Origin of the sequence: Mycobacterium colombiense (genome assembly GCF_001665835.1) — a bacterium.
Classification (GTDB): domain Bacteria; phylum Actinomycetota; class Actinomycetes; order Mycobacteriales; family Mycobacteriaceae; genus Mycobacterium; species Mycobacterium colombiense_A.
This window is the reverse complement of the sequence record NZ_LZSX01000083.1, coordinates 1-13306: the sequence shown is the minus strand read 5'-3', so window position 1 is coordinate 13306 and position 13306 is coordinate 1. Positions and strand designations below refer to the sequence as shown.

At 65.6% G+C, this 13306-nt stretch carries 12 protein-coding genes and 1 tRNA gene; 4 read left to right on the top strand and 9 right to left on the bottom strand.

Annotation, left to right across the window (positions count from 1 at the left end; translation table 11 throughout):
- The 4 genes from A5760_RS20130 to A5760_RS20115 form a co-directional block, all read right to left on the bottom strand.
- A partial coding sequence (locus A5760_RS20130) for a DUF7159 family protein (RefSeq protein WP_064883995.1) occupies positions 1-1111 on the bottom strand: 1111 nt, incomplete at its 3' end.
- 242 nt (positions 1112-1353) lie between these two features.
- The gene (locus tag A5760_RS27015) at positions 1354-3426 is read right to left on the bottom strand and encodes a DUF7159 family protein (RefSeq protein ID WP_231122686.1); all 2073 of its coding nucleotides are present in this window, start codon (positions 3424-3426) and stop codon (positions 1354-1356) included.
- A 131-nt stretch (positions 3427-3557) separates the two neighbouring features.
- Entirely contained in the window at positions 3558-4130 is a 573-nt protein-coding gene (gene dcd, locus A5760_RS20120; RefSeq protein WP_064883991.1) for a dCTP deaminase, read from the bottom strand.
- A gap of 30 nt (positions 4131-4160) precedes the next feature.
- A complete protein-coding gene (locus A5760_RS20115) occupies positions 4161-4796 on the bottom strand; it encodes a hypothetical protein (RefSeq protein WP_196772145.1) in 636 nt (211 codons plus the stop codon).
- Between the two features lie 169 nt (positions 4797-4965).
- Between A5760_RS20115 and A5760_RS20110 the strand changes: the two genes are divergently transcribed.
- A tRNA-Gly gene (locus tag A5760_RS20110) sits at positions 4966-5039 on the top strand.
- Between the two features lie 106 nt (positions 5040-5145).
- Positions 5146-5409 (top strand): hypothetical protein, encoded by a 264-nt coding sequence (locus A5760_RS20105; RefSeq protein ID WP_155764392.1) that lies wholly within the window; start codon positions 5146-5148, stop codon positions 5407-5409.
- A 788-nt stretch (positions 5410-6197) separates the two neighbouring features.
- Here the strand turns inward: A5760_RS20105 and A5760_RS20095 are convergent.
- The 5 genes from A5760_RS20095 to A5760_RS20075 all read right to left on the bottom strand — a co-directional run bounded on the left by A5760_RS20095 (position 6198) and on the right by A5760_RS20075 (position 12408).
- Positions 6198-6974 carry a class I SAM-dependent methyltransferase gene (locus A5760_RS20095; RefSeq protein ID WP_231122685.1) on the bottom strand — a complete coding sequence of 259 codons (777 nt, stop codon included), beginning with the start codon at positions 6972-6974 and terminating at the stop codon, positions 6198-6200.
- A 226-nt stretch (positions 6975-7200) separates the two neighbouring features.
- Positions 7201-8139: an NAD(P)/FAD-dependent oxidoreductase gene (locus A5760_RS20090; RefSeq protein WP_064883978.1), complete on the bottom strand. Its 939-nt coding sequence runs from the start codon at positions 8137-8139 to the stop codon at positions 7201-7203.
- 92 nt (positions 8140-8231) lie between these two features.
- Positions 8232-11138: an RND family transporter gene (locus tag A5760_RS20085; protein ID WP_064883975.1), complete on the bottom strand. Its 2907-nt coding sequence runs from the start codon at positions 11136-11138 to the stop codon at positions 8232-8234.
- Positions 11135-11566, bottom strand: a complete 432-nt coding sequence (locus tag A5760_RS20080) for an MmpS family transport accessory protein (RefSeq protein WP_064883999.1) — start codon at positions 11564-11566, stop codon at positions 11135-11137. The genes A5760_RS20085 and A5760_RS20080 overlap by 4 nt, the downstream gene beginning before the upstream one ends.
- Before the next feature lie 29 nt (positions 11567-11595).
- Positions 11596-12408: an oxidoreductase gene (locus A5760_RS20075; RefSeq protein WP_064883974.1), complete on the bottom strand. Its 813-nt coding sequence runs from the start codon at positions 12406-12408 to the stop codon at positions 11596-11598.
- 166 nt (positions 12409-12574) lie between these two features.
- Between A5760_RS20075 and A5760_RS27430 the strand changes: the two genes are divergently transcribed.
- Both A5760_RS27430 and A5760_RS20065 read left to right on the top strand, forming a co-directional pair.
- Positions 12575-12874 (top strand): TetR family transcriptional regulator, encoded by a 300-nt coding sequence (locus A5760_RS27430; protein WP_231122684.1) that lies wholly within the window; start codon positions 12575-12577, stop codon positions 12872-12874.
- Positions 12875-12883: 9 nt separating this feature from the next.
- Positions 12884-13306, top strand: a 423-nt coding sequence (locus tag A5760_RS20065; protein ID WP_231122683.1) for a cyclic nucleotide-binding domain-containing protein, incomplete at its 3' end; no start/stop codon positions are given.

Sequence of the window (13306 nt, the reverse complement as noted above, 5' to 3'; positions counted from 1 at the left end):
GACGGGGGGGGGGGGGGGCCGGCGTGGGAGCGGGGGCGACGATGTTTTCGTTGGGACTGGGCCGTAACGCCACTGTCGGGCGAATGCTGATCGCCAGCGCGATTTCCAGCGCCACCACCGCGGCGATGAAGATCACCGCCAGCGAGCTGCTGACCAGCAGGAAAGACTTGCGTCGACGCGCGCGTTCGTCGAGACCGATGAGGGTTTTGGCGTCGGCGTCATCGTCCGCCACGGCGCTGTAGGCGACGTTGGTCTTTCCCTTGTCGACATCGGCGGCCAAGGCCGCGATGTGGCTGCGGTATTCGGGCTGATAACCGGGCAGCAGGCCAGGGTACTGCCCGGCCAGGACCAGCGGGTCGACTTCGCCGGTGCCCGGATCCAACGCGTAGGCCAGCGCGGCCGTCGACGACGCGAACAGCGGTGCATTCGCCGACGCCAGCGCGGCTCCTCGCGCCAGGGCCATCTCCGGCTCGTCGGGCACGGACAACTCGAGCGAGGTCGCGGCCTCCAGCACGGGCTTGATCAGCGGGACGTCGACGCCGGAACCGACGAGAACCAGCCCTTCGGGGTGCGTTTCGAGCGCCTCGGCGCCGGAAGCCATGTCGACGAGTTCGGCTACCGCTTGGTCCTCGTCCTCCGGAAGGACCCTGCGGCGCACCTCCGAGACCGAGCCGTCAGCGGTGTCGACGACGGCCAGGGTTGCGCTGTAGGGCTCGACGAAGAGCAGCGCGGTGCGTGCGTAGTTGGTGGCGTCGCCGACGGCCTGCGTCAGCGCGGCCGCGGCCATGAAGGCCGAGACCAGCATGACGTTTTCGACCTTGTGTGAAATCAGGGCGTCGCGCAGCATCGCCGCTTCGACGTGATCGGTCCAAGTCACACCCGTCGACAGCAGTTGATAGCCGCCGTCGGTAGCACCTTCCCGGGTGCCGAGGATCGCCGAGATCACCTCATTGGGGGCGGTGCCGGGCCTGGCGGTGCGCCGGGTGTCGACATGGGTGTCGACGTCGAAGTCCTCCTCGTCGACGGTGACCCCGTCGGCGCTCTCGCCTTCGACCAGCACCATGCGCACCTTCGTCGGCGTCATCGAGACGCCAAGCACGATGCCCACCACCGCTTAAGCTCCCCCTGCCCAATTTGCTGTGTTACTCGACCCCCGTCGGCAACACCACTATTCATCGACCGCCAGGGATTTCCTGCCGCAGCAGGGCAAGGGCCGCATGCCCGCCTACATTGCTGGGCTGATGAAATTCTGGCGGGTGAGGCGGCATCTTTCGGCCAGCCTCAATACCCCGACCCTACCCGTGTGAGCTCGCAGGGAGTGGCGCGATTGCTGTGGGTTGCTTGGCAAACTGGTTAGTGGTGCCCGCCGCCTCCGCCGCCACCGCTGTGGCCGCCGCCGAAGCCGCCGCCTCCGCCGAAGCCGCCGCCGCTGTGACCGCCACCGAAGCCGCCGCCACCACCGGGAGCCGGAGCGTGACCGCCACCGAAGCCGCCGAGACCGCCGCCGCCAGGAGCCGGAGCGTGACCGCCGCCGAAGCCGCCGAGACCGCCGCCGCCAGGAGCCGGGGCGTGGCCGCCGCCGAAGCCGCCGAGACCGCCGCCAGGGCCACCCGCGGGGGGCGCGGGAACGTGGCCGCCGCCCAGGCCGCCGGGACCAGCCGAACCCGGCGTCGGGACGTGCCCGCCGCCCAGGCCACCCGGACCAGCCGAACCCGGCGTCGGGACGTGCCCGCCGCCCAGGCCACCCGGACCACCCGAACCCGGGGTGGGGGCGTGGCCGCCACCCAGGCCACCGGGACCGCCGGATCCGGGCGTGGGGACGTGGCCGCCACCCGAGCCGCCGGGACCACCGGATCCCGGCGTGGGAACGTGCCCGCCGCCCGAGCTTCCCGTGCCGCCCGACCCAGGCGTCGGGACGTGACCACCCGGACTACCCGAACCCGGCGTGGGAACGTGCCCGCCCGGGCCATTCTCACCTGGCGTCGGAGAGTGGCCGCCGCCGTAGTTACCTGGGCCGCTCGGCTTGGGCTGGGTGCCTTCGCCGGGGGGCGTCTGGTGCGGCGGCGACTGCGGCACGGTGACCTGCGGGGGTTGGGGCAGGTGCACCGGAGGTTGCGGCTGCACCGGTTGCGGGATGGACAGATGCGGCGGGACCGCCAGCATCGGAGGCTCGACCGGGTCGGGAACCGGAATACGCACGGGCACCGGAACCGGTACCGGCGGAATCACGACGGGAACCGGAACAATCGGCGCGGCGGGCAGCGGCGGAGGCGCCGCCGGCGGCGGCACCGCGGGCAGCGGCGCGGCGGCCGGCGGCCTCACAGGCTGGGGGGGGGGGGCCGGGGCGGGCAGGCTGATCTTCGACAGCGGTTCGGACGCCTGCACCGGCGCCGGCGCCGGGGCCTGTTCGGGAACGATGAGGTGCTGGCCAGGGGTGGGCTGCAAGGCAACGGTTCCCATGGTGCGGATGCCGATCGCCAACGCGATCTCGAGCGCCAGCACCGCGCTGATCCCGACCACCGCCAGCCCGCTGCCGACCAGCAGGGCCGGGCGCCGCTTCGGCTGGCTCTCTTCGGGAAGGAACAGCTTCTCGATGACAACGGTGGGTGAATCGGCGTCGTCGTCCCCCACCGCGCTGTAGGCGAGCTCGTCGTCGCCGGGTTCCTGCCCGAAGGGGACATAGAGGTATTCGGGTAGGGAGTACTGGTCGACCGCGCCGGTGCCCGGGTCTTGCGCATAGGCCAGCGCGGCGGTCGACGAGGCAAACAGCGGCGCGTTCGCCGACGCCAGTGCCGCCCCGCGGGCCAGCGCCGTCTCCGGCTCCTCGGCCACACTCACGTCGAGGAACGTCGTCGACTGCAACACCGGCTTCAGCGGAGCGACGTCGATGCCCGAGCCAACCAAGAAGAGGCCGCCCGGCAGGAGTTCCAGCTTCTCCATCCCGGCGACCATCGCGCTGAGCTGCTCGGCGGCGTCGCCGTAGGACTCGGCGTGGATCTGTTGTTTGTAGACGTCCGGGATGGAACCGTCGGAGGTCTCGACGACCGCCAGCGTCGCGGTGTCTGGCTCGACCAGCAGCACGGCGGTGCGCTCGTAACCCATTGCCCCGCCGAGATTTTGCGCCAGCGCCGCCGCGGCCAAAAAGGCCGAGACCAGCATCACGTTGTCGATCCGGTGGGCGGTCAGCGCGTCGCGCAAGGCCGCGGCTTCGAGTTGATCCGTCCACGTCACGCCGATCGACGACAGCTCGAGACCGGCATCGACCGCGCCCTCGCGGGTGCCCAGGATGGCGGAGATGACTTGATCGGGCCCGGTCGTCGTAGCCGCGTCGTCGACGTCAGCGACGCCGAACGTGTCCTCTTCTACGGTGGCGCCGTCGGCGTATTCGCCTTCCAGGACGACCATTTGGATCGATGACGGTGCCATCGACACCCCGAGCACGATATCCAATACAAACCCCTCCAAAGGTATTGCACGATGAACCATGGCCAGGCGGAGGAAAAAACCACGGCTAACTAAGTATCGCGCACAAGGGGAGCGTGAGAGCCCCTCAGAACCTATGTAGTCCTTATGAAGTTCTGATAGGAGCGCGACGGGGTCGGTCCTCGCTGGCCCTGATACTTCGAACCTACTTGCGTACTGCCGTAAGGGTGTTCGGCGGGACTGGTCAGCCGCAGAATGCACAGCTGACCGATCTTCATGCCCGGCCACAGGACGATCGGCAGGTTTGCGACGTTGGACAGCTCCAGCGTGATGTGGCCGCTGAAGCCGGGATCGATGAACCCGGCGGTCGAGTGCGTCAGCAGGCCGAGGCGGCCCAGCGACGACTTGCCCTCCAGGCGCCCGGCGAGGTCGTCGGGCAGGGTGATGAGTTCCAGCGTCGAACCGAGCACGAACTCGCCGGGATGCAGCACGAACGGCTCGCCGGCATCCGGTTCGACCAGGCTGGTCAGCTCGTCCTGTTGCTTGGCCGGGTCGATGTGGGTGTAGCGGGTGTTGTTGAACACCCGGAACATGCAGTCAAGCCGCACGTCGATGCTGGACGGCTGCACCAGGCCGGCTTCGAAGGGCTCGATGCCCAGCCGCCCGGCGGTGATTTCGGACCTGAGGTCGCGATCGGAGAGCAGCACGCGACGAGCCTAGCTGGCTGCTCTACATCTTCAGCGAAGGTAGACCTCGCTGCCGCTGGGGTATCCGCCCCCGGTGGTCGTGACATGCACGTGGTCGTAGTGGCCCAGCCGGCTCGTCTGGGCTCCGTTGGGCGTGTAGTAGACGCCCCGCCAGATCGCGTCCTGGATGCCGAACCGGTTGGCGTTCTGCAGCACGTAGGCGACGATCGCATTGCCCAGGGCGATGCCCTCGTCGGACCCCGGGTTGGGAATCATCACGTCGACCGCCAGGCCGAGGGGGTGCCACGGCAACGGATCCGGGCGCACTCCCCCCATCTCGTGGATCTGCGGGAAGTCCGCGGTGATGCTGCGTGCGACCAGGATCGTCCGGATCTGCATGCCCCGTTCCGGGGCCACGTCGGCGGTCAGGAAACGGGCTCGGGTGTGGTACCGCGACGCCGCGGCGGGCTCCCCGTCAGGGGATCCCTTGATGAGCCGATGCGACGCCGCGGTCACGATTTGAACGCAGCAGGGAGTGGCGTCGCTGATAACGGGTTTGGCCTCGGTGCGGGGCGCAGAGGGGTGGACGTCCGCGGACGCCGCGAAGAACACGACCGCGGGGGCGAGCACCGCTGCCAGGGCCACTGACGGTTTGCGCCGCTTCCTGGCTAATTCGTGTCGACCCACGCCGTGCACATTACGGTGCTATAACGAAATAATAAATATGAGTATGTGTATTTGTGAAAGGAATAACTCTTTCTCGGCGCGACGGCGCACAGCGGCCGCGGCGCCCTGGTCGATGAGCCATCCTGACCTCTACGGCCGCCGCCGGGTGCTAGCCTTCCTTGGCGACAGTGCCGATGTAGTTCAATGGCAGAACATCAGCTTCCCAAGCTGAATACGCGGGTTCGATTCCCGTCATCGGCTCCATGCCTAACAGGGCATTCAGCCCTGAGTTCTCGCCCGGCAGTTGACCCGGTACCCCGCCCGTACCCCGAAACGCGCGGTTGTGTCGTACCAGCACGCAACACTTCCCGTGCCGAGCACTCACAGCAGCAACGAACCCGTCGAGTCGTATCAAGCGATGCTGATCTCTGGTGACCCGACCGGCAATGTGGCGAGGGTCTTCCGGAGCGTCAAGGACCTCACCAAAGAGGAATATGACCGATACTCCGGGGCCTACATGACGCTAGAAGACATCCTTGTCACGAACATGTTCGCCTACTTCTTGACCTCGGCGAAGGCATTCATCGCTAACTGGGATACCGAGTGCAAGGCGCGAAGTCGCCGTTACCGCTGAACGGCGATCCCGACCCCGTCATCACTTTAGGCTTCCGCCTTCGTGGCGCCGTGCTGTCAGTCTGCTCGGCCCATCTGCTATCACCAAGAGCGGACTCTAGAGGAGGCTGCTCACAAGTTCACCAAGGACAGCGGGGAGTATCGAGCGGTCAAAGCGATCTTCAGCGAGTTGTACGACGACTACTTCGGATACCGCTACCTAGCCAGGCTGCGGAACGTCTTGATCCACGACACGATGATGGCGATCAGTCTGGAGGTCGAAGCCACGCCAATCGGGGAAACCCGATGTCGAGAGGCAAGGAAGATTGATATCTGTGCATTCCTTGTTAAACAAGGACGCGGACTAACTAAAGTTAGCAGCTTGTCGACGAAGCTCGGGGTACAAGCAAGGTCGTCGATGAGTATCGGGTCCTGGTCGTGCTCGCGTCGGTTTGCCGCGCCGAAATTGGTCCGGATGACGGTGAACCCAGTGTTCTGGTGATGCACACTTGACTTTCCCGAGATCGATCTAGTGGGGTGAAGACCGGTCGCCGCCGCATCCGCTGAATGGCGAACGACGGCCCACATCCGTCGCGCGTAGCGTGCACCGCTCGCGAACGACGTGCCGGCGGAGATTCGGCCAAGTCCCGAGCCGTGGAGTTGCTGAAAACTTCGATGGGCCGCTACCCGATGCGGAAGTAGCTGTGCGGAAAAGTGATTCAGCCTGACGTTGGCGGTTATCCAGACGCTTGGGCGTGGACCATCCAGCACGCGGCGGTGAACCGAGCCTCGGTTCCGTGCACAAACGGATCAAAGGCGGGACGGACCGCGTCGATAACTTGGGCGCGGGGTCCGCTCGTCCTTGCCTTGAAGTGCTAGACCGACAGGACCCAGCTGTCTGATGAAACCGATCAACTCCGGCTCGGGCAGGGTGCACTCGACGTCGATCGGCTGGAGGTCGACGTCGGCCCAGCCCCCCGCGTCGAGAATCGCGGCGACCCGTTGCGGGTCGGCGAAGGAGAACTGTCCCGGGCCGTCTCCAGCGGGGGCGGCAAGGTTCGGCAGCAGCGGGGCCGCCTCACGCAGGCCGGCCGTCATGAACGGATTCTCCGCGGCGCTGCGCCAGGCGATGACGTGAAGCGCGCCGTCGTCGGTCGTGGCGCGCCGCAGGTTCGCGAAGGCCTGGACCGGGTCATTGAAGAACATGACACCGAATCGCGAGATGATCGTGTCGACGCTTGCGCGCTCAAACGGATGTGTCTGCACGTCGGCGAGGATGAAACTCGCTGGTATGCCCTCCCGTTCGGCCCGGGCGCGGGCGGCGGCGATCATCGGCTCGGACACGTCGGCGCCGACGCACCTGCCCTCGGCGCCGAGCCTGCGCGCGACGGCGAGTGTGGTGCCACCGGTACCGCAGCCGACGTCGAGCACCCGTCGCCCCGATCCGGCAACCACGCCGTCGACGAGCAGGTCTTCCAATCCCTTCATCATCTGGTCCAGCAGGTCCTGCGCGTCGACCCAGGCGCATCCAGTTGTTGCGTTCCAGTGATTGGTCTGTTCGTCGTCGGTCGGTTGTGTGATGTGCATCGGTCGATTCCTTGAGGAATTGTTTGTAGGGTGCATTGGCCAGAGTCCTTTGATTCCAAGGAAATTGGTGCCACATATATGTGCGGCCATCAGAACCAGCTGTCGCCCATCGGCCGTCGTTCACCAAAACTCGACTGAGCTGCCCGTGTGGCTTTCGAGCCCGTCATTGCCGCCAACGCTCTGGGACTGCGGTTCATGATTCAGCTCGCCGTTGACATGGTCCGGTTCATTCCGGTGTCGGTAGGCCGGCGTCCTCGGCCAACAAGCTCTGCACAATCGATGTGGCCGCGAGCGAACCTGTCGCGATCGCCGAGGCTACCTGCGGCATTTGTGCACTGGCGTCGTCCCCGGCCGCGAAGACTCCAGGAACTGTTGTCCGGCAGAGCGCATCGATTGCGATGGGACTCGCCGTCGCTGGCGTCGGCTCGCCGAATCCGACACCGAGCTGTTCAACCAACTGCGACCGCTGATGCAGTGTCGTCGCGACGAGCAGACCGCTGCGTGCCAGCCGGGTTCCGTCGGTGAACACGATGGCTTCCAATTCGCCATTGGTTGAGGCGAGTTCGGCAACGGGCCGGTCGTCGACCGCGACGCCTACCGCGGCCAACTGAGATCGGGCGTCACCATCGAGCTCCGCAGGTCCTCCAGTTAGGAGCACAACGTCGTCGCTCCATCCTCTGAGCAATACCGACGATTGCACTGCCCGCTTGCCGTTCGCCAATACCGCCAACGGTTGATCGCGAACCTCCCAGCCGTGGCAGAACGGGCAGTGGAACACCGACCGCCCCCACAACTGCGCGAGCCCGGGCAGCGCAGGCGGCCGGTACTCCATACCAGCGGCCAGCAGCACCCGACGCGTGCGTTCACGCCGACCGTCGGACAGTTCCAGTTCGAACACATCTCCGGCACGCTCACCCGCCACCACCTCACCGGTCCGCACTTCGACGGACGGATAGGCGGCAATCTCCCGCCGCCCGGCCTCGTACAGCTCGCCCGGCGGGCGGCCGTCGTGACCCAACAACCCGCCGATGCCGTGGGCGGCCAGGTTGCTCTGCTGACCCGCGTCGACCAGCAGCGTTCGCCGCCGCGCCCGGCCCAATACCAGACCCGCGCTCAAGCCCGCGGCTCCGCCACCGACGACGACGCAGTCCCATGTGGTGCTCATGACCCGATCCTCCTCATTGTTTCGAGCGTTTATGGAGTGGCTACCTGTCCTGCTATGACGCGCCGTCTTCGATGCGCGATCCGCCCGCTCGGTCATACTCCGTCGTTCCCGCCCGCCACGGGTCTGGGATCGGGGCCCAACAGTTTTCGGACAGAGATCCGCGAACCGAACGGCTGCAGCATCTGACTGGCCGGCCTGGTGCGCACGTTCAGCGGCCACCAGAACCAGCGGCCCAGCAGCGCCGCGATCGACGGTGTCAACAGCGATCGCACGATCAACGTGTCAAAGACGAGGCCCAGGCAGATCGCGGTGCCAATCTGCTGAATCACGGCCAGGTCGCTGACGATGAACGAGCCGAGGGTGAAGGCGAACACCAGTCCTGCGGCGGTGACCACTCCGCCGGTGCCGCCGATCGCGCGGATGATGCCGGTATTCAATCCGGCACCGACCTCCTCCTTGAACCGGGAGATCAGGAGCAGGTTGTAGTCCGCCCCGACCGCGAGCAGGATGATGATCGCGAGGGCGGGCACGAGCCAGAACAGCTCGACTCCGAAGATGTACTGCCACAACAGTATCGATAGCCCAAGCGCTGCTCCCAGCGAAAGGACGACAGTGCCGACGATCACGATGGCGGCCACGAAGCTGCGGGTGATGAGGATCATCACCAGCAGGATCAACGCGACCGCCGCCAACGTGACGATCATCAGGTCGTACAGCGATGCCTCCTGGATGTCCTTGTACGTCGCCGCCGTCCCGGCGATGTAGATTTTCGCGTCCGCCAGGGGGGTCGCCTTGATCGCATCGAAGGCAGAGTCCCGGATGGCGTCGATGTGCGAGATGCCCTCGGGGCTGGCGGGTTTGCCCTCGTGGGTGATCGTCATCCGGGCGGCCTTGCCGTCGGGCGACATGAACAGCTCGAGGCCGCGCTTGAAATCGGCGTTGTCGAACGCCTCCGGTGGCAGGTAGAACGAGTCGTCGTTCTTGGCATCGTCGAAGGCCTTGCCCAGCTCGGTGGCGTTCTGCAACGCGTCTCGACCCTGTTTCAGCGTGCCGCTGATGGTGGCGTAATTCGACTGCAGCAACGCGCGATTGGTCTGCTGGATGTCGACCTGGGGTGGGATCAGCGCCAGCACCTGCGGTTGCAGCGCGTTGAGTTTGTCGAGGCTCGCGGTGATCTTGCCGAATTGTTCACTGAGTTTGTCGATTCCGTCGAGTGAGTCGAACACCGATCGCAGGGCCGCACACGACGGGATGTCGAAGCAGTGTCGCTCCCAGTAGAAGTAACTGCGGAGCGGCCGGAAGAAGTCGTCGAAGTTGGCGAGGTTGTCTCGGATCTCGTTGATGGTGTCGACCGTGTCGTGGAATGCCCGCACCTGCTCGGCGGTGGCATCGGTGGCTTGCTGTTGTAAGGAGAGCTGACGTTGCAAGATGTCGATCGCTTTACCGGTCTGATCGATTTGGGTCAGGAGGTCGCGGGCCCTGTCCCCCTGGTAGCTCAGGTTCATGACCTGTCCCGCGCTCTGGGCGCTGATCTGAAATGGAATGGAACTGTGCTTGATTGGTGTACCGAGGGGTCGCGTGACCGACTGCACCAGTGCGACCCCGGGGGTGTGCAACACCGCCTTGGCAACGCGTTCCAGAATCAGCATGTCCGCTGGATTGCGCATGTCGTGATCGGATTCGATCATCAGCAACTCGGGGTTGAGCCGGGCCTCCGAGAAGTGACGTTCCGCGGCGGTATATCCGATGTTGGCCGGGGCGCTGTTGGGCATGTGGGGCCGTCCGTCGAAGCTGATCTGCGCTCCCGGCAGGGCGAGCAGGCCCACCGCGGACACCGCCAACGAGACGACGAGCACGGGCCCCGGCCACCGCACGATCGTCGTGCCGACGCGGCGCCAGCCCGTGGAGCGACGCACACGTTTGGGATCGAGCAACCCGAACCGCGAAGCACTCGTCACCACCGCCGGCCCGAGGGTCAACGCCGCGGACAACGTCACGACGAGGCCCAGCGCCGTAGGGATGCCGATGCTGCTGAAATACGGGAGCCGGGTGAAGTGCAGGCACGCCACTGCTCCGATGATGGTGAGTCCGGAGCCGACGATGACATGGACGGTGCCACGGAACATGTCGTGGTACGCGGCCTCGCGATCTAGGCCCTTGCCCCGGGCTTCTTGGTAACGCCCAACGAGGAAGATGGCGTAGTCGGTGCCCGCGGCGATGGCCATGCCCGTCAGAAGGTTCACCGCGTAGGTGGAGAGGTCGAACAGGCCCGCGGTGCCCAGCAGCGCGACCACCCCCCGCGTTGCGGCGAGTTCGACGGCGACCACGAGGAGAACGATCAGCATGGTGACCAAGGAGCGGTAGACGATGAGCAGCATCACCGCGATGACGAGAAACGTGACGGCAGTGATGAGGTGGGTGCCTTCGTTGCCGATCTCGAAGTTATCGGTGATCAGCGGGGCGGCGCCGGTGACGTATGCCTTGACCCCTGGTGGGGGCGGCGTGTCGGCCACGATCTGGCGGATGCTGTCGACGGAATGATTGGATCGCGCTTCGCCCTGGTTGCCTTGGAGGTAGACCTGAAGGAGCGCTGCCTTGCCGTCCTTGCTCTGGGCGCCGCCCGCGGTGAGCGAATCGCCCCAGAAGTCCTGAACATGCTGGACGTGTTCGGTATCTGCTCGCAACTTCGCGACGAGGCCGTCGTAGTAGGTGTGCGCGTCCTGGCCCAGCGGCTGATCGCCTTCGAGCACGATGACGGCTGCACTGTCGGAGTCGAACTCGCCGAATTTCTTCCCGATGTGCTTCATCGCCGTGACCGACGGAGAATCAGGGGCGTTCAAGGCCACCGAACGCTCGGTACCGACGATCTCGAGTTGGGGCACCAACACGTTCGTCACGCCGGCGACCGCGATCCAGATCAGAATGATCGGTAGCGCGAGTGTGCGGATGACACGCGCTGCCCGAGAACGGTCGGATCCCTCTGCCCCGTGCTGACTCACGCCGTCTTGTCCAGACAGGCGATGTATCCGTTCACGTCGTTGGAAGACCTTTCATCCTTGACGATGCCATTGACGGTTATGCGGCAGGTGATGCTGCTCGAATCTCCCTGGGCGCGGAGGTCGGCGAACAGCGTCGTGTCCTCGGTGACCAAGTCGTGCGACCACGGCAGGGGCGCGTCGTCGACACGCTGGGGTTGAGCGTTCTCGTCGAGAAAGTTGATGGTTGCCCGTGCGCCGGGATTTCCGAGGACCTGCAGGTGGACCCGTTTGGGGTCGAATCCGGTGTTCTCGGGCGAATCAGCTGAGGGCCTTGATGTTTGGTCTTCCGATCCGAAGATGCCGTGCAAACGGTAGACGCCGCTGACGACCAAGACCACCACGATGATCGCCACGAGCACCGCCCACTGACGGACGGCCGCCCTACCTATCGGTGATGTCGGCTCCGCCGCGCGGCCCGTCACGCCTGGACGCCTAGAGACTTGCGCAACTGTTTGTCGAAGATTCGGCGGGGAGCAAAGCGACGCATCGCGCTCAGTTGGCGGGCGGAGCCCGCGGGATAGCGCACTTTCGGGGTGGAGTCTGTCGCGGCGGCCACGATGACCTTCGCCACGACGACAGGATCGTCGCCGTTGTTGACCTGTTCGGCCACTGCCTGGTTGGAGCGCTCCCGCTGGCGCTCGTATGCCGCCAGCACGTTGTCCGGTTTTGCGGTGTTGTCGTCGAAACTGGTTCTGGTGCCGCCGGGCTCGACGAGGAGCACGCGGATGTTGTGTTCTCGGACCTCGTGATCGACGGACTCGGAATAGCCCTCGACGGCGTACTTGGTCGCGCTGTACGCAGCCATGTATGGCGCGGGCATCAATCCGAAGAGCGACGAGATGTTGATGATGCGTCCGCTGCCCTGCTTGCGCATGTGAGGCAGGACGGCATTCGTCATCCGGATGACGCCAAACACGTTGAGGTCGAAGAGTTTCTGCGTCTGGGCGATCGAGTTCTCCTCGCTGGCTCCGGCGAGCCCCATACCGGCGTTGTTGACCAGCACGTCGATCCGCCCGGACTCCGCGATCACCGCCTCAACCGCTGCAGCGACGGACTTGTCACTTGTGACGTCGAGGTCGACGAACGTCAAACCTTGGATGCCCCTGAGTCCCGCGGTATTGCGGCTGGTACCTACTACCTCAAATCCTGCGTCAATCAGGCCGCGGGCGGCGAACTTGCCAAGGCCCGAGTTGGCGCCGGTGACGAGTGCGACTGGTCGTGCTGTTGCCATGCGAATCGTTTCCTCACGATGTGGCGGTGGTGTGCGTCCCCGGTGTCGAGGACGCCGTCATGCGGCTCAACCCGTTAGGAACAACCGGTTGAGATCCGCGGCAACGAACATAAGCATTCAATATCGGAACGTCAACGTTCTATTCCCGGACGACTAGGATCACATCGTGTTCTCGACAAAGCAACTCTCGGCTGTGCAAGCGCGCACCAGAGCCGCGATCCTCGCTGCTACGGCCTCTGCGCTGGCTGCCAACCGGACGGCCACCATGCCGGAGATCGCTACCGTGGCCGGGGTCGGCCGCACCACGCTGCACTGCTACTTCGCCGACCGCGAGACGCTGATCTACGAGGTCACGGCCGCGGTGGCCGTGGCGCGAGTTGAGCCTGGGGAAGCGGAATTCAGGGCCGACGACCGGCGAAAACGAGCGGAGGAGAATCGTGACCGGAGCGATTTGGCTGCCAGGTAAGGGAGAAGTATGAGCATCATCCCCGTGCCGGACGAGCTGACCCTTTACTCGTCCCGGCTGGGCGAGGTTGATGAGCTGGCCTTTCCGGTATTGAGCCAACACGCCCTGGAGCTGTTGCGGTCATCCGGTGAGGAGCTGCACCCCGCGCCCGGCGAGTTGCTGTGGGACGCCGGTGATCCCACCGACTTGCACCTCGTGCTGACCGGTGGCGTGCTCCTCGTGGACCGCCGGGACGACCGGGTTGTGTTCGTGATCGAGGCCGGTGACTTCGTCGGCGAGCTGGGCATGTTGATGGGGCAACGCGCCGTCTTCCAGGGCGTGGCCATGAAAGACACCGCGATTCTGCGGGTTCGGGTGGAGGAACGCCGCCAGGGTGTGCTCGGCGAAGTCCATCTGCGCAGGGCCCCGGTCGGGGTGGTCGGGGCGATTGTG